General features: G+C 68.5%; 14 protein-coding genes and 1 pseudogene. 3 read left to right on the forward strand and 12 right to left on the reverse strand.

Translation table 11 applies throughout. The annotated features are described in order from the left end of the window. Positions 1-30 precede the first annotated feature (30 nt). The 12 genes and pseudogenes from nuoH to AB4Z09_RS00805 all read right to left on the reverse strand — a co-directional run. Positions 31-1,278 (reverse strand): annotated as a pseudogene (gene nuoH / locus AB4Z09_RS00750) (NADH-quinone oxidoreductase subunit NuoH); the annotation flags it as partial. Continuing rightward, positions 1,275-3,734: an NADH-quinone oxidoreductase subunit G gene (locus AB4Z09_RS00755; RefSeq protein WP_174909678.1), complete on the reverse strand. Its 2,460-nt coding sequence runs from the start codon at positions 3,732-3,734 to the stop codon at positions 1,275-1,277. The pseudogene nuoH and the gene AB4Z09_RS00755, both read right to left, overlap by 4 nt. Next, positions 3,731-5,851 carry an NADH-quinone oxidoreductase subunit NuoF gene (nuoF, locus tag AB4Z09_RS00760; RefSeq protein WP_442238989.1) on the reverse strand — a complete coding sequence of 707 codons (2,121 nt, stop codon included), beginning with the start codon at positions 5,849-5,851 and terminating at the stop codon, positions 3,731-3,733. The genes AB4Z09_RS00755 and nuoF overlap by 4 nt, the downstream gene beginning before the upstream one ends. After that, the gene (gene nuoD / locus AB4Z09_RS00765) at positions 5,848-7,182 is read right to left on the reverse strand and encodes an NADH dehydrogenase (quinone) subunit D (RefSeq protein WP_114719700.1); all 1,335 of its coding nucleotides are present in this window, start codon (positions 7,180-7,182) and stop codon (positions 5,848-5,850) included. Before nuoD ends, nuoF begins: the two co-directional genes overlap by 4 nt. After that, positions 7,179-7,931 carry an NADH-quinone oxidoreductase subunit C gene (locus AB4Z09_RS00770; protein WP_114719698.1) on the reverse strand — a complete coding sequence of 251 codons (753 nt, stop codon included), beginning with the start codon at positions 7,929-7,931 and terminating at the stop codon, positions 7,179-7,181. Before AB4Z09_RS00770 ends, nuoD begins: the two co-directional genes overlap by 4 nt. Then, complete coding sequence (locus tag AB4Z09_RS00775; RefSeq protein WP_114719696.1) at positions 7,928-8,503, reverse strand: NuoB/complex I 20 kDa subunit family protein; 576 nt, start codon at positions 8,501-8,503, stop codon at positions 7,928-7,930. Before AB4Z09_RS00775 ends, AB4Z09_RS00770 begins: the two co-directional genes overlap by 4 nt. Positions 8,504-8,542: 39 nt before the next feature. Next, positions 8,543-8,914 (reverse strand): NADH-quinone oxidoreductase subunit A, encoded by a 372-nt coding sequence (locus AB4Z09_RS00780; RefSeq protein WP_114719694.1) that lies wholly within the window; start codon positions 8,912-8,914, stop codon positions 8,543-8,545. Between the two features lie 234 nt (positions 8,915-9,148). Then, positions 9,149-9,562, reverse strand: a complete 414-nt coding sequence (locus AB4Z09_RS00785; protein ID WP_429519152.1) for an Rv3143 family two-component system response regulator — start codon at positions 9,560-9,562, stop codon at positions 9,149-9,151. Between the two features lie 77 nt (positions 9,563-9,639). Then, positions 9,640-10,323 carry a M23 family metallopeptidase gene (locus tag AB4Z09_RS00790; protein WP_442238990.1) on the reverse strand — a complete coding sequence of 228 codons (684 nt, stop codon included), beginning with the start codon at positions 10,321-10,323 and terminating at the stop codon, positions 9,640-9,642. Positions 10,324-10,380: 57 nt separating this feature from the next. Then, positions 10,381-10,998: a YdcF family protein gene (locus AB4Z09_RS00795; RefSeq protein ID WP_114719690.1), complete on the reverse strand. Its 618-nt coding sequence runs from the start codon at positions 10,996-10,998 to the stop codon at positions 10,381-10,383. A 103-nt stretch (positions 10,999-11,101) separates the two neighbouring features. Further along, positions 11,102-11,785 carry an O-methyltransferase gene (locus AB4Z09_RS00800; RefSeq protein ID WP_442238991.1) on the reverse strand — a complete coding sequence of 228 codons (684 nt, stop codon included), beginning with the start codon at positions 11,783-11,785 and terminating at the stop codon, positions 11,102-11,104. Between the two features lie 9 nt (positions 11,786-11,794). Next, the gene (locus AB4Z09_RS00805) at positions 11,795-13,534 is read right to left on the reverse strand and encodes an acyl-CoA dehydrogenase family protein (protein ID WP_442239020.1); all 1,740 of its coding nucleotides are present in this window, start codon (positions 13,532-13,534) and stop codon (positions 11,795-11,797) included. A gap of 201 nt (positions 13,535-13,735) precedes the next feature. Between AB4Z09_RS00805 and AB4Z09_RS00810 the strand changes: the two genes are divergently transcribed. Genes AB4Z09_RS00810 through AB4Z09_RS00820 form a run of 3 tightly spaced genes read left to right on the forward strand, consistent with a single transcriptional unit; the run spans position 13,736 to position 16,636 of the window. Beyond that, on the forward strand, positions 13,736-14,671 hold the full coding sequence (locus tag AB4Z09_RS00810; RefSeq protein ID WP_442238992.1) for an oxygenase MpaB family protein: 936 nt from the start codon (positions 13,736-13,738) through the stop codon (positions 14,669-14,671). Positions 14,672-14,680: 9 nt separating this feature from the next. After that, positions 14,681-16,024: a cytochrome P450 gene (locus AB4Z09_RS00815; protein ID WP_442238993.1), complete on the forward strand. Its 1,344-nt coding sequence runs from the start codon at positions 14,681-14,683 to the stop codon at positions 16,022-16,024. A 21-nt stretch (positions 16,025-16,045) separates the two neighbouring features. Continuing rightward, the gene (locus tag AB4Z09_RS00820) at positions 16,046-16,636 is read left to right on the forward strand and encodes a TetR/AcrR family transcriptional regulator (RefSeq protein WP_114719680.1); all 591 of its coding nucleotides are present in this window, start codon (positions 16,046-16,048) and stop codon (positions 16,634-16,636) included. Positions 16,637-16,645 lie beyond the last annotated feature (9 nt).

The raw sequence follows: 16,645 nt of genomic DNA on the forward strand, positions 1-16,645 counted from the left end.
CCGCACGAGCGTGCGGTCGGACCGTGCGCCCTGGCCAGGCAGGGGCGGAACCGGGAATCCACCGGCCATCGGGTCGAAGGGTTCGCGCACCGACGGTGTCTCCGGGCCCGGCACCGGCGGTCCGGAACGCAGCTTGCGGTACAGCAGCGCCAGCAGGAGCAGTCCCACGACCGCGCCGCCGACCGCGAGGACGATCCACCGGGTCTCGTAGCCCTCGATGCGCATCGCGCGCACCGCGGCGACCACCATGACCCACACGACGGAGACCGGGATGAGCACCTTCCATCCGAGGTTCATGAACTGGTCGTAACGCAGGCGCGGCAGGGTGCCGCGCAGCCAGACGAACACGAAGAGGAAGCCCCAGACCTTCGCGACGAACCACAGCAGCGGCCACCACCCGGAGTTGGCGCCGTCCCACATGTTCAGCGGCCACGGCGCGTGCCAGCCACCGAGGAACAGCGTCGCCGCCAGCGCCGAGACCGTCACCATGTTGACGTACTCGGCGAGCATGAACATCGCGAACCGCAGCGACGAGTACTCCGTGTGGAAACCGCCGACCAGTTCGCCCTCGGCCTCGGGCAGGTCGAACGGCGCCCGATTGGTCTCGCCGACCATCGACGTGACGTAGATGAGGAACGACGGCAGCAGCAGGAACACGTACCAGTGGCCGTTCTGCGCGGCAACGATTCCCGACGTCGACATCGTGCCGGCATCGAGGAACACCGCCGCGAACGACAGCGCCATCGCAACCTCGTACGAGATCACCTGCGCGGTGGACCGCAGGCCACCCAGCAGCGGATAGGTCGAACCGGATGCCCACCCCGCCAGCACGATTCCGTACACGCCGACGGAGGTGACGGCGAGGATGTAGAGGACGGCCACCGGCAGGTCGGTGAGCTGCAACGGTGTCCGGTGTCCGAGGATCGAGACCTCGGGACCGAACGGGATCACCGCGAACGCCATGAACGCCGGCACGGTCGCGATGATCGGCGCCAGGAGGTAGACAGGTTTGTCGACGCCCTTGGGGACGATGCCCTCCTTGAGCGCGAGCTTGATGCCGTCGGCGAGGCTCTGCAGGATGCCGCGGGGGCCGACCCGGTCGGGGCCGACCCGCATCTGCATCCACGCCAGCACCTTCCGTTCGGCGTAGATCGCGATCAGCACGGTGAGCACCAGGAACACGAAGATGCCCAGTGCCTTCGCGACGACCAGCCACCACGGGTCGTGTCCGAACATCGACAGGTCCGTGTAGGCCAGGGTGGTGATCGGGGTGGTCATCGCCGAGCCTCCCCCCGTGCCGGATTCGCCGCTGCGCCGGCGAACTCTCCGCGGCGGATGCGTACGACGTCGCCGGGCCCCCGGCCGAGTTGCCGGTACACCGCCGACCCGGGCGAGTTCAGCGGCAGCCACACCACCCGGTAGGGCAGGTCGGTCACCTCGAGCGGCAGCGTGACGGCTCCCGTGTCGCTCTCCACGGTCACCGGATCACCGTCCCGGGCACCGATCTCGTCGGCGCAGTCGGCCGAGAGTCGCAGCACCGGTGCGCGGGCCGTGCCCGCGAGGTACGGTTCGCCGTCCTGCATCCGCCCGGCGTCGAGCAGCATCCGCCAGCCCGCGAGCACGGCCTCGCCCGGACCCGGTTCCCGTGCCCCGCGCGGAACCACGCCGGGCGCGGTGGGGCGAGTCCCGTCCCACGCCCCGAGCCGTCCGAGTTCGGCGTGCGCGGCGGCGACGTCCGGCAGACCGAGGCGGGCACCCATCTCGGCGGCGAGGGCGTCGAGCACCCGCTGGTCGGGCACGGTGCCGGTGGTGCGCAGCGCGGCCTCGAACGGTCGCCCACGGCCTTCCCAATCGACGAAGGCGCCGTCCTTCTCCGCGACGGGCGCCACCGGGAACACCACATCGGCACGGTCGGTGACCGCGCTGCGACGCAACTCGAGGCTGACGACGAACCCGGCGGTGTCGATCGCCGACAATGCGAGCCGCGGATCCGGCAGATCGTCGAGTTCGACACCACCGACCAGTAATCCACCGAGATCCCCCGATACGGCGGCGGCGAGCATGGCAGCGGTGTCGCGGCCGGTCGTGCCCGGGAGGTCGCCGACCCCCCACGCGGCGGCAACCTGCCGACGGGCCTCGGCGTCCACGACCGGCCGACCGCCGGGCAACAGGCACGGCAGCGCCCCGGCCTCGAGCGCACCGCGCTCACCGGCCCGCCGCGGCACCCACGCCAGGTGCGCCCCCGTGTCGTCGGCGAGGCGCGCCAGCGCGGACAACGCGCCCGGGATCGCAGCGGCCCGCTCCCCGACCAGGATCACCGCGCCGGGGCAACGCAGGAACTCCGAACTGCCCAACTCGTCGAGGAGCGCCGGCTCGTCTCCGGGGACCGCACGCAGCAGCCGGCCGGATATCTTCCCGAGACCACGGCTCGCGAACGGCGCAATCGAGAGCACCACGGTCCTCTTGGTACGCACTGCCTTTCGCAGCCGCAGGAAGACGATCGGCGATTCTTCCTCGGGTTCGAACGCGACCAGCAGGACGGCAGGCGCCCGATCGAGATCGTCGTAGGTGACCGCCGCCGGATCTGCGCCCAGCATGCGGCCGGCTACCCGGGCCGCGAGGAAGTCCGCTTCCTCGGCCGAGTGCACGCGCGCACGGAAGTCGACGTCGTTGGTGCCCAGCACGATCCGCGCGAACTTCGAGTAGGCGTAGGCGTCCTCGTACGTGACCCGCCCACCGACCAGCACACCGACGCCGCCGTCGGCCGATCGCAGCCCCCGCGCCGCGACCGCCAGCGCCTCCGGCCACGAAGCGGGAACCAGATCACCCGTGGCGCCGCGGATCATCGGCGTCTCGATCCGATCCGGCTCACCGGCGTACGTGAACGCCCAACGGCCCTTGTCGCAGTTCCACTCCTCGTTGACCTGCGGATCGTCACCGGCCAGGCGACGCAGCACGGTGCCGCGGCGGTGATCGGTGCGCTGCGCGCATCCGCTCGCGCAGTGCTCGCACACGCTGGGGCTCGAGACCAGGTCGAACGGCCGCGCCCGGAACCGGTACGCCGCCCCGGTGAGGGCACCGACCGGGCAGATCTGGACGGTGTTGCCGGAGAAGTACGAGTCGAACGGCTCGTCCTCCCCGATGCCCACCTGCTGCAGCGCGCCGCGTTCGAGGAGTTCGATCATCGGGTCGCCCGCGATCTGCCTCGAGAACCGCGTGCACCGCGCGCACAGCACGCATCGCTCACGATCCAGCAGGACCTCGGTCGACAGCGGAATCGGCTTGGGGAAGGTGCGTTTGACGCCACCGAACCGGGACTCGGCCCGACCGCTGGACATCGCCTGATTCTGCAGCGGGCACTCACCGCCCTTGTCGCACACCGGGCAGTCCAGCGGATGGTTGATGAGCAGCAGTTCCATCACGCCCTTCTGCGCCTTGTCGGCGACCTCGGACGTGACCTGGGTGTGGACCACCATGCCGTCCGTCGCGACGGTGGTGCACGACGCGAGCGGCTTGCGCTGCCCCTCCACCTCGACGAGACACTGGCGGCACGCACCCACCGGTTCGAGCAGCGGGTGGTCGCAGAACCGGGGGATCTGAATCCCGATCCCCTCGGCCGCGCGGATCACCAGTGTCCCCTTGGGGACGGTGACCTCCACCCCGTCGATCGTGAAGGTCACCCGGTCCGACAGCACCGGCTGCCCGGAGGCGTCGACGTTGACGTTGACGGTCATGGCGTCCCCCTTTCCGGTCCCGCGGCGACCCGGGAGACGAGTGCCGCCTCGCCCGGGTCGAACGGACAGCCGTGGTGGTCGAGGTGAGCGATGTATTCGTCGCGGAAGTACTTCAGCGACGACATGATCGGGCTGGCCGCGCCGTCACCGAGTGCGCAGAACGACTTGCCGAGGAGGGTGTCCGAGATGTCGAGCAGCTTCGACAGGTCCTCCTCGGTGCCGTCGCCGCGCTCGAGCCGTTCGAGGATCTGCACCAGCCAGTACGTGCCCTCCCGGCAGGGGGTGCACTTGCCGCACGACTCGTGGGCGTAGAACTCCGTCCAGCGCAACACCACCCGGACGACACAGGTGGTCTCGTCGAAGATCTGCAGCGCCTTGGTGCCCAGCATGGACCCGGCCGCGGCGACGCCCTCGTAGTCGAGCGGCACGTCGAGGTGCTCGTCGGTGAAGATCGGCGTGGACGATCCGCCCGGCGTCCACAACTTGAGGCGATGCCCGGCCCGGACGCCGCCCGCGTAGTCGAGCAGCTGCCGCAACGTGATTCCCATCGGTGCCTCGTACTGTCCGGGCCTGGTCACGTGGCCGGACAGGGAGTAGAGGGTGAACCCGGGTGACGCCTCGCTGCCCATGCTGCGGAACCATTCGGGTCCGCCGAGGATGATCGGCGGCACGCTCGCGATGGACTCGACGTTGTTGACCACCGTCGGGCAGGCGTACAGACCGGCCACCGCCGGGAACGGCGGGCGCAGACGCGGCTGCCCGCGGCGCCCCTCCAGCGAGTCGAGCAGCGCGGTCTCCTCACCGCAGATGTAGGCGCCGGCGCCGGCGTGGATCACGATGTCGAGGTCGTAGCCGGATCCGAGGATGTCGCGGCCGAGGTATCCGGCGTCGTATGCCTCGGCCACCGCGGCCTGGAGTCGGCGCAGCACCGGGACCACCTCGCCGCGCAGATAGATGAAGGCGCGCGCGGCCCGAATCGCGTACGCCGCGATGATCACCCCCTCGATCAGCGCGTGCGGCGTCGCCAACATCAACGGAATGTCCTTGCAGGTCCCAGGTTCCGACTCGTCCGCGTTGACGACCAGGTAGTGCGGCTTGGCGGTGCCGGCGGCGCTGCTGACGGGCGGGTCCTGCGGGATGAACGACCACTTCATGCCGGTCGGGAACCCGGCCCCGCCGCGGCCACGCAGCCCGGCGTCCTTGACCGTCTGGATCACCTCGTCCGGGTTCGTTCCGAGCGCCTTCCGCAGCGCGGTGTAGCCGTCATGGCGGTGGTAGGTGTCGAGGGTCCACGACCGAGCCTCGTCCCAGTACCGGCTCAGCACCGGCGTCAGTGCGTCGGCCCCGTCGTGCCCCGGACGATCCTGATGCTCGCGACTGGCACGCAGGCCGGCCAGTGTCGCGTCGCCGGCCCCGCCGCCCGCCTCGAGCGCCCCGGGGCGCCGATCGGGGAACCCGGCGAGCACCCGGGCCGTGTCGCGGAACGAGCACAGCGGCGCACCGCGACTGGGGGTGACGGTCTCTCCCGACCGGAGGGCGTCCACTATCCCGGTCGCCGACGCCGGTGTCTGATTGTCGAAGAACTCCCAGTTCACCATCATCACGGGCGCGAAGTCGCAGGCCGCATTGCACTCGATGTGCTCGAGGGTCACCGATCCGTCCGCGGTGGTCTCGCCGTCGTCGATCCCGAGGTGTTCACGGAGCGCGGCGTGGATCGCGTCACCACCCATCACCGCGCACAGGCTGTTGGTGCAGACGCCGACGTGGTACGTGCCGGTGGGACTGCGCCGGTACATCGTGTAGAACGTGGCGACCGCGGTGACCTCGGCAGCAGTGAGACCGAGTTGTCGTGCGCAGAAGTCGATTCCCGCCGGGGAGACGTAGCCGTCCTCGGACTGCACCAGGTGCAGCAGCGGCAGCAACGCCGAACGGCCGGGGCCGTCGGGGCCGCGCTCGTGGTCCGCCGCGGCATCGCGGGTCTCGTAGCGGGCGATGATCTCCTCGGCGTCGGCCGCCAGCCGGGCGTGCACGTCCGGCGGATAGCTCGGACGGTCGCCGGGACGGCCCAACTCGACGAACACCGGGCCCGGTCCGTCGGCTTCTCGCGCGTCGGTCATCGGTCCACTCCCCCCATGACGGGATCGATGCTGGCGACGGACGCGATCACGTCGGCCACCATGCCTCCCTCGCACATCGCAGAGACGGCCTGCAGATTGGTGAACGACGGATCCCGGTAGTGCACCCGGAAGGGCCGGGTTCCACCGTCGCTGACCATGTGCACGCCCAGCTCGCCGCGCGGCGACTCCACCGCGATGTACACCTGGCCGGGAGGTACCCGGAATCCCTCGGTGACCAGCTTGAAGTGGTGGATCAGTTCCTCCATCGAGGTGCCCATGATCCGCCGGATGTGTTCGAGCGAGTTCCCGAGCCCGTCGGCGCCGACGGCCAGGTCGGCGGGCCAGGCAATCTTCTTGTCCGCCAACATGACCGGTCCCGGGCGCAGGCGATCGAGGCACTGTTCGACGATCTTCAGCGACTCGGCCATCTCGCGCAGACGGATGAGGTAGCGGCTGTAACAGTCGGATCCGGACTCGGTGACGACCTCGAACTCGTAGGTCTCGTAGCCGCAGTACGGATCCGACCGGCGCACGTCCAACGGCAGGCCGGTGGCACGCAGAATGGGTCCGGTGACACCGAGAGCCATGCAGCCCGTCAGGTCCAGGTAGCCGATGCCCTTCGTCCGGGCCTTCCAGATCGGATTGGCGCTCAGCAGGTCCTCGATGTCCTTCAACCGCCGCGGCATGAGGTCGAGCAGCTCGCGCACCTTCCCGACGGCGCCGTCGGGAAGGTCCTGCGACAGCCCGCCGGGGCGGATGTACGCGTGGTTCATGCGCAATCCGGTGATCATCTCGAACACGTCCAGGACCAGTTCGCGTTCCCGGAAGCCGAACAGCATCGGGGTGATCGCGCCCAGTTCCATGCCGCCCGTCGCGAGCGCGACGAGATGGGACGAGATCCGGTTGAGCTCCATGAGCAGGACACGGATGACGGTGGCGCGGTCGGGGATCTGGTCGGTGACGTCGAGCAACTTCTCGACGCCCAGGCAGTACGCGACCTCGTTGAAGAACGGGGACAGATAGTCCATCCGGGTGACGAACGTGACGCCCTGCGTCCAGTTGCGGTACTCGAGATTCTTCTCGATCCCCGTGTGCAGGTATCCGACACCGCAGCGGGCCTCGGTGACCGTCTCTCCCTCGATCTCGAGGATCAGCCGCAGCACCCCGTGCGTCGACGGATGCTGTGGACCCATGTTCACGACGATGCGTTCCGCCCCGGCGTCGTGCGCCGCGGTGGCCGCGTCCGCGAACTCGTCCCAGTCCTGCCCGCCGACGGTGAACACCGCGTCGCCGTCACCGTTCCGAGCGAAGGGATCGCGAGGATGGCTCACTGGTAGGCCCTCCGTTCGTCCGGTGGCGGGATCTTCGCCCCCTTGTACTCGACGGGAATGCCGCCGAGGGGGTAGTCCTTGCGCTGTGGGTGTCCCACCCAGTCGTCGGGCATCTCGATCCTGGCGAGCGACGGGTGACCGTCGAAGATCAGGCCGAAGAAGTCGTAGGTCTCCCGCTCGTGCCAGTCCGTGGTGGGGTACACCCCGTACAGCGACGGGACGTGCGGGTCGGCGTCCGGCACGGCCACCTCGAGCCGTATCCGGCGGCCGTGGGTGATCGACATCAGCGGGTACACCGCGTGCAGTTCCCGCCCGGAGTCCTGCGGGTAGTGCACCCCGCTGACCCCCAGGCACAGTTCGAACCGCAGGTCCGGGTCGTCGCGCAACAACCGTGCGACCGTCGGCAGGCACTCGCGCCGCACGTGCAGGGTCAGCTCCCCGCGGAAGACGACGACCCGCTCGACGGCGTCGTCGAACAGCGTGCCGCTGCCGTCGAGCGCGGCGGCGAGCGTGTCGACGACAACGTCGAAGTAGCCGCCGTAGGGACGAGATGTGCCGCCCGGCAACGTGACCGGTCGCACCAGTCGACCGTAACCGGATGTGTCGCCGGTGCCACCGACCCCGAACATGCCCTGCCGGAGACCGATCATCTCGCCGCCCGCGACCGACTCGGGTGGCACCGTCCCCTCCGGACCGGCGGTGGCCTCGGGATCGGGGCCACCGAGGCCGCGGTCACGCTCGTCCGTCATCGCAGCACCGTCCCCGCGCCGTGCCCCGGCAAGCCGAGGTCGATCGTGGGCCTGGCGGCCAGCGCCGCCTCCTCCGCCGCCCGCACGGCCTGCTCACGATTGACCCCGAGCGGCATCTCCTGGATCTTGGCGTGCAGCATCAGGATCGCATTGAGCAGCATCTCGGGGCGCGGCGGACAGCCGGGCAGGTAGATGTCGACAGGAACCACGTGGTCGACGCCTTGCACGATCGCGTAGTTGTTGAACATCCCACCCGACGACGCGCACACCCCCATCGCGAGCACCCACTTGGGCTCGACCATCTGGTCGTAGACCTGACGCAGCACCGGTGCCATCTTCTGACTGACCCGGCCGGCGACGATCATGAGATCGGCCTGGCGTGGGGACGCCCGGAACGCCTCCATCCCGAAGCGGGCGATATCGAACCGGCCGGACGTGGTGGCCATCATCTCGATCGCACAGCAGGCCAGGCCGAAGGTGGCAGGCCACAGCGAGCCCTTGCGCGCGTAGCCGGCAACGGTCTCGACCGTGCTCAGCACGAAACCACTCGGCAGCTTCTCCTCGAGACCCATACCCGGTTCACCTCCGCTCGGTAGTCACCCGAAACACGCCTAGTCCCAGCTCAATCCCCCACGCCGCCACTCGTACACGTAGGCCACCGCGACGTTGAACACGAACACGGCCATCACGGCCAGACCGAACACACCGAGCGCGTCGAAGTGGACGGCCCACGGGTAGAGGAACACGATCTCGATGTCGAAGATGATGAACAGCATCGCTGTGAGGTAGTACTTCACCGGGATCCGCTGTCCGGCCAGGCCACGCCCGACTTCCGCGGGGGTTGGCTCGATCCCGCACTCGTACGGCTCGAGCTTGGCACGGTTGAGCCGCCTGGGTCCCACGACCGACGCGACGATCACGGAGAAGACCGCGAACGCGGCGGCAATCGCCCCGAGCACGAGAATCGGCACGTATGCGTTCACGTCGCCTCAGCTCCTCTCGTCGCGAGCCTGGCCGCCCATGCCCGATGCCGGACGGTCGCACCCAGACCACGAGCGGCGGGTAGCCACGAGAGACGCACAATCACGCAATCAGGAGAATCCACCCGCAGAATGTGATCTACGCCTCAGCCTACCGGGACAGGCGCCACCCTTGGCTTCGGTTTTACCCCGCGAGTCTTCCGATGCCGGCGCAATATCGAGCCGGAACCGGTTACATCACGGCCGCCGCAGCAGCGGAACAACGGCCGCTGCCAGGCGGAAGGGGTCGATCGGGTGCGCCACCGCAGCCTCCGCCCGCGACCAGTCCGCGAGCCAGGCATCGTCGGCGCGTCCGGTCAGCACCACCACCGGCGGGCACACATCGAGCTCGTCCTTGAGCTGCTTGGCGATTCCCAGGCCACCTGCCGGCGCCGCCTCGCCGTCGAGAATCGCCAGATCGATCCCGCCCGCGTCCATCGTGCGGACCACCACGGGAGCCGTCGCGACCTCCACGTACTCCAACTCCGGAAGGTCCGGATGCGGGCGCCGACCGAGGGCTCGCATCACCTGCTCGCGTGTCGAGGCGTCACTGCTGTAGACGAGCACACGCAGCGGATCGGAGGCATCGGAGCGGACGGTCGGATTAGCCACGGACCCGATGCTACGACCGGCCGGCACCCCACACCGGGAGGCGAGTCCGATTCGGGTCGGTCCGCCCGCCCCCGCGCCTAGCGACCGTCGGGAACGAGTGCGGTGACGATCGTGCCTTCCTCGGGGATACCCGAGTCGACGTCGCACAGGCCCGTGCCGTCACGGCTGCATTGGCGATAGTTCCCGAACTCCATCGGAACACCCTGCGCAACAGCAAGGTCGAGGCTGTCCATGACCTGGACGTGCATGTGCGGTTGCGTCGAGTTTCCCGAGTTCCCGCACTCGGCGATCTGTTGCCCCAGCGCCACCTCGTCGCCCACTGCGACGCTGAGCGTGTCTGCCCGCAGGTGGACCACCGCGACGAACATCCCGCTGCGCCGGTCCTGGATGATCAGGTGGTTCCCCGCGATCGAGGCCGGACCTTGCCGCAGGCGGGACGGCTGCCCCACCGCATAGGGGATCAGAGCAAACTGAGATCTGCGCGCCTGGTGATCGGGCTCCCCGTCATGCGCCTGAACGACCACACCGTCGACCGGAGCCAGGATCGGGCGCCCGAAGGCGAAGAACCGGGACGGCGGCTCCGTCGCAAGAAACGTGCGCCAGTCACGTGCCGACGCTGTCCTGCCTCGATCGTCGACCCCGACGAAGTCGATCGCGTATCGCTGGCCGAACACGTCGACACCATGGCTGGGCACTCGCCGTGCCGGACTGTTCTGCACCAGCCACCGACCCGTGAACGGCAGAGCCAACACAACCGCCATGCCTTACCTCCCCGCCGCGGCCGCCCACTCAGCCTGCCGTGGCGCGACGATCCGGTTTCACCAACCGGGAACGGCCACGGGCGTGTACCGGAACTGGCCCGACGCGGATCGGAACGCCCCGAGCGCCCGGTCGATGTGCGACGCGGAGGTGACGAGGACGGCTCCGTCCGCGCCATTCGCGGAGAGGATTCCGGTGGTGTTGCGCGCGTTGTCGACCGTCGAGTACGAGGCGTTCTCGAGGATGATGCTCGCGGGATTGACACCCCTCAGCACCAGGCCGGCGAACATCGCCTGCGATTCGCTGTACGGCAGAGGTTGCGTCGGCCCACCCGCGACGATCACCTTGTTCATCGGATGGAGGCGCGCGATCGCGGCCGCGGTATCCAACCGAGCGTTGAGAACCCCCGGCAGCAACCCGTCGGCGTCGAGTCGGGCACCGAGCACCACGATGTAGCGCGAGGCAGGATCACCGGTGAGATACGCGTGCGCGGCTGCGTACTGGCCCAACGAGGCAACGGTGTCGGAGACCCCGGACCCGGCGGTGTACTCGAGGGTGTCGATGCCCTGATTGATTAGTCCCGGGATGTTGAGCGAGGCGGCATGTGCCGGGGCAGCCGCGAGGAGCGGGAGCACGGCCAGCCCGGCCGCGGCAATAGTGGTTCTCAGCTTGTGCATTCGGCGGTGTCCCCCAGGTTCGACGGTCAGTTCGATTCACGCGCGTCACACCATACGTGCACGACGCGTCCGCGTCAGCTCGAACAGCGTCGGGGACCGCGTTTCAATTCACCACCAGCGCAAGAGCGAAACCGTCCCAGCCCTTCGACCCGACGGTCTGCAGCGCGGTGGCATCGAGTCGGGGTTCGGCCGCCAGCAGGTCGAGCACCTCGCGGCTGGCGCGGACGGCCTCGTCGTCGAGGTCGGGGTTGGACACCGAGCCGCCGCGGACGACATTGTCGACGACGATCACCGTGCCGGGCCGCGACAACCGCAGCGCCCACCGCACATAGTTGGAGTTGTTCACCTTGTCGGCGTCGATGAACACCAGGTCGAAGGGCGCGATGCCGTCGGCCTCGACGGCCGGCAGGCTGTCCAGCGCCGTACCGACCCGGATGTCGACCCGGCCGCCGACACCGGCGCGGTCCACGTTGTCCCGGGCGACCGCAGCATGCCGGGGTTCGTACTCGAGCGTGACCACCCGCCCGGACTCCCCTACCGCACGGGCGAGCCAGATGGTGCTGTACCCACCGAGGGTGCCGATCTCGAGCACGCGCGTCGCGCCGACCATGCGCGCCAGCAGGTTCAGCAGCTTGCCCTGCGTCGGCGACACATCGATCGGCGGCAGCCCCGCCGACGCGTTGGCCGCGAGTGCGTGGTCGAGTGCGTCGTCCGCGCCGACCACCGTCTCGACCAGGTAGCGATCGACCTCGGCCCACCGATTCGCGTCATCCTTGCTGTCAGTCATGCCGTCAGCCTAGGGCCGCATCTCGTACGCGCCGTCGTACCCCACGACCTGCTCCCACACCCGGTCGAACCGCTCGGTGTCGACGGCGGGCTTGCGGATCGCGCCGATCGCCCACTCCTGCTGCGCGTCCGTCGACGACGGCTTGCCGTGCAGAGCAACGGCATACCGGGAGAAGTCGCGGATCTGGAAGTCGAAGATCTGCTCGAGCAGATCACGGTCGAGGCCGACGATGTCGGCCTGCTCGAGGATCAGCTGCCCGTAGACGACCAGCTCGAACAGATGCCCGACGGTGAGCAGGAAGTCCAGGTCCTCCCGCTGCGCGTCGTCCGGCCCGGCCGTCGCGAGCAACTCACGTAGCTCGAGCGCCTGCTCGTGGAACCGCGCGACATTGGGGATGTCGGCATGCTCGTCGAACACCCGGGTCCAGTCCTGGAACTGGACCTTGCCCGCGCCCCGGGTGGGGCCCTGCGCCCAGAAGAACGCGTCGTCGGTGGGGTCGGTGCGGGTGGCGACATCGGGATACGACGCCGGATTGAACAGGTAGTTCGGTATGAACTTGAGGATCAGCGCGACGTTGACGTGGACGGTGCCCTCGAGTTTGGGCAACGTGCCGATCAGCTCGGCGGCCTCCCGGAAGTAGGTGTCCTTCTCGTAGCCCTTGGCGGCGATGACGTCGTGCAGCAACGCCATCACCGATTCGCCCTCCGAGGTGATCTTCGCCTTGGTCATCGGGTTGAACAGCAGGTACCGGCGATCCTCCGGTCCCGCACTGCGGAAGTAGTCGACCGCGCGGGCGCTGAACAGCTTCATCGCTACGAGCCGGGTGTAGGCGTCCACGAAGTTGGCCCGCACGTGCGGAAAGTCGGTGACCCGCCGGCCGTACAGAACCCTGTTGTGAGCGTGCGTGATCGCTTCGAAGAAGGCGTGCTCGCAGATCCCGATCGACGCCGTGCACAGGTTGAACTTGCCGACGTTGACGGTGTTGAGCGCCGCCGAGAACGCGTCCGCACCGGTGTGCAGGATGTCCTCCTCCCGCACCGGGTAGTCGCGCAGCGCGAACGTGCTGACGTACATCTGCCCGTGCACGACATTGTCGATGAGGCGGTAGTGCAGGTGCCGGCTGTCGACGACGAAGAAGACGTAGCCGTCGGCCCCCTCGATGTCGGTGCGGCGCCCGAACACCGACACCATGCCGGCGACGTTGCCGTTGCCGATGTAGTACTTGGTGCCGTTCGCGCGGAACGCGGCCGTGCCGTCCGCCGTGTCGGTACGGGGGGTGAGCAGCATGTCGGTCGAGTACACGTCGGCGCCGTGCTCGCGTTCGGACAGGCCGAACGCCATGACCCCGCCGGCATCCAACTGTTCGGCCGCGCGTCGCCGGGCCGTCGGGTTGTCGCTCATCCAGATCGGCCCGAGCCCGAGCACGGTCACCTGCCACAGGTACCAGTAGGACAGCCCGTAGAACCCGAGAATCTCGCTCAGCGCGGCGTTGCGGGCGGCGTCCCACCGCTTGTTGGGATCGCCGTTCGCCTCGGAGGCCGGGGTGAGGAACGTCGCGAACAGACCCTCTCGCCCGGCGAAGTCCAGGAAGTCCCCGGTCCAGATCGCGTGCAGGTCGTCCTGCAGCAGCCGGCGTTTGCCCCGGGCCTCGAACCAGTCGATCGTCGCGCGCAGCAGTCGGCGCGTGTTCGGATCGAAGTCCTTCGGGTCGTAGTCGTGCGGATTCAGCAGCAGCTCGCCCACTGTCATCACCCTCCGGGAAACGGAAGCGGCGCCCGTCGAGGGGCTCATCGTCCACTCTCCCCGAGACCCGTCGCATGCGCGGACTTTCTCGCGAAGCAACTCGTCGTTCGAGCGGATCCGTTCTTGTGTCACAGATCACTCGGTGCTACTTTCTGACACAGTGAGACACTTTTGTTCCACCGTCCCAAAGCAGACAGGGAACTACCGATGCCGCTCGACTTCGACGCCGCCATCCGCGAGGCGGTCCCCATGCCCGTCGACGCAGAGTCCGCCGCCGACTCGCCGCGCCTGGGCCCCGATTCACTGATCTGGAAGTACTACGGCGACGTGCGCGGACTGCTGGGTTTCCAGCGACTCGCCGGGACCGAGAACTGCATCGAGCAGCTCGGTAGGGCGGTCGAGGACCACTCGGTGATCTTCTCCGACACCCTCGGCCGGGCCCGCCGCAGCGGGCCGCCGATCATGAAGACCGTCTACAGCGACGACCCCTATCACTGGGGTCGCACGGTTCGCGACTTCCACAAGCCGATCAAGGGCACGATCGGCGACGGCTCGCGCTATCACGCCCTCAACCCGGAGCTCTTCTACTGGGCGCACGCCACCTTCGTCGACCAGGTCCTGTATGTCACCGACACCTTCATCCGCCGGCTGTCGCACGAGGAGAAGGTGCGGATCTTCGAGGAGGGCCGGATCTGGTACCAGATCTACGGGGTCAGCGATCGGAGTCAGCCGCAGACCTACGAGGAGTTCCTGGAGTACTGGGCGCAGATGCTCGACCGGTTCGTGCCGACGCCGACGATCCTGTACGCCACCGGGTACATCCGCAAGGGCGTGCCGCGACCGCGGCGGATTCCGGCGCCCGTGTGGAACCTGCTGTCCGCGCCGATCAACGCCTTCATGCGAACCGTCGTCGTCGGCACGCTGCCCCCGCAGATGCGCGAGGTGTGCGGCCTCGACTGGAATCCGCAGAAGGAGAGGCGGTTCCAGCGCTTCGCAGCGTTCTCGCGCCGCATCAACCCGCTCGTCAACCGGCTTCCGTTGCGCGCGTTGTATCTGCCCTGGGCGGCCGAGGCCTGGCGCCGGGTCGGGATCGACCCCCGACCGTTGCTGAACTCCCGGGCCGTATCCGCCCCCACCCGCTAGGAGACTTCCGTGCGCACCAAGCAGTTGGCACCACCACCGGCCGGCAGCGACCTCCGCCCGATCAACGGTACCGGCGATCCGGGGGTCATCGAACTCCTGCGATTCTTCCGCAACCCGGTTCGGCTGGTGGCGCAGCGCCGGGAGGCCTTCGGGGACATCACCTACATCAACGCGTTCGGCCAGAAGTTCGCCGTGCCGCTCACCGCCGACGGCGCGGAGTCGGTGGCCGCGAATCGACAGAAGGCGCTGGCCGCCGAGCCGGCGTGGGGGTTCCTCATCGGGCCGTTCTTCCGCCGCGGAATCCTGTTGATGGACTTCGAGGAACACCGACACCACCGGCTGATCCTGCAGCATGCCTTCAACAACAAGCACCTTCGCGGCTACCTGGACGACATGCAGCCGATGCTGCGCGACGGCGTCCGTGGCCTACCCGTCGGCGAGAACATCCTGATCCTGGACCGCTTCAAGGAACTCACCCTGGACCTGGCCCTGGAGATCTTCCTGGGCATGGATCTGCCGCGCCCGGAGGCCGACCGGATCAACAAGGCCTTCATCGACTGCGTCAACGCCGGGATGTCCCTCGTGCGCAGGAACATCCCCGGAACCAAGTGGGCCCGCGGCCTGGCCGGTCGTGCCGTGCTCGAGGAGTTTTTCCGCGCGCACCTGCCGGCCAAGCGCGCCACCGAAACCCCCGACCTGTTCTCCGTGCTGTGTCGGGCACGGTCCGAGGAGGGCCACACCTTCACCGACGAGGACGTGGTCAACCACATGATCTTCGTGCTGATGGCGGCACACGACACCTCCACCATCACGCTCACCACGATGGCGTACTACCTTGCCCTGCATCCGGAGTGGCAGGAGAAGGCCCGCGCGCAGTCGCGCGCGCTGCCGCGGGACATCACGTACGACAACCTCGCGGAGTTCACGGTGCTGGACGCCGTCATGAAGGAGTCGCTGCGGCTGAACTCGCCGGTGCCCGGTCTGGCCCGGCGCGCGTTGGAGGACACGGAGATCGACGGCCACTTCGTCCCGAAGGGCACGTACGTCAGCGCGATCGGAATGGTCAACCACCACAACCCGGCCCTGTGGACGGATCCCGAACGCTTCGATCCGGACCGCTTCTCCCCCGAACGTGCCGAGGACAAGTCGCACCGGTACGCGTGGATGCCGTTCGGCGGCGGCGTGCACAAGTGCATCGGCCTCTACTTCGCGCAGATGGAGATCAAGACGATCATGCACAACCTCCTGCTCGAGTACGAGTGGTCGGTCCCCGACGGCTACACCTGGAAGCTCGACAACACCACGCTGCCGGTTCCGAAGGACCGCCTCCCGGTGACGCTGCGGGCGATCTGACGATGGATATGCTGACCGGTGATGACCACGCGCCGCACTCCCACCGCACTACCCGCCGCCACCGCGGAGCAGGCGATGCTCGACGCCGCGCGGGAGGAGTTCGAGCGCTACGGGATTCGGCGCACCAACATGGACGACATCGCGAAGCGGGCGGGAATCAGCCGCAGCACCCTCTACCGACGGTTCCCGAACAAGGACGCGCTGGTCGAGGTGCTGATCCTGCGCGAGGCGGGGCTGTTCTTCGATCAACTCGACGCCCTTGCCCGGAATCTCGACCCGGCGCAGGCGGTCGTCGAGTGCTTCGCCCGGGGAATCCAATTGACCCGCGAGATCCCGCTGATCGGGCGCATCCTCGAGAGCGAGCCGGAGCTGATGGTCGAGGTGACCTCGCGGACCGACGGGGCGCCGATCGCGGTGACCGCCGCCCGGGTCGCCGCGGCGCTGCGTCACAGTGGGGCGGCGATGCCCGAGGAGGATCTGCTCGCGGCCTCCGAGATCCTCATGCGCATCGCGATGTCTTTGATGCTGCATCCGCACGGGCAGTTGGACACGACCGATCCCGCCGCGGTGCGCCGCTACGCCGAGAGGTACCTCACCCGACTGGTGTGGTGACCACCGTCC

It is taken from the genome of Rhodococcus sp. TAF43 (assembly GCF_052113525.1).
In the GTDB taxonomy this organism is placed as follows: domain Bacteria; phylum Actinomycetota; class Actinomycetes; order Mycobacteriales; family Mycobacteriaceae; genus Prescottella.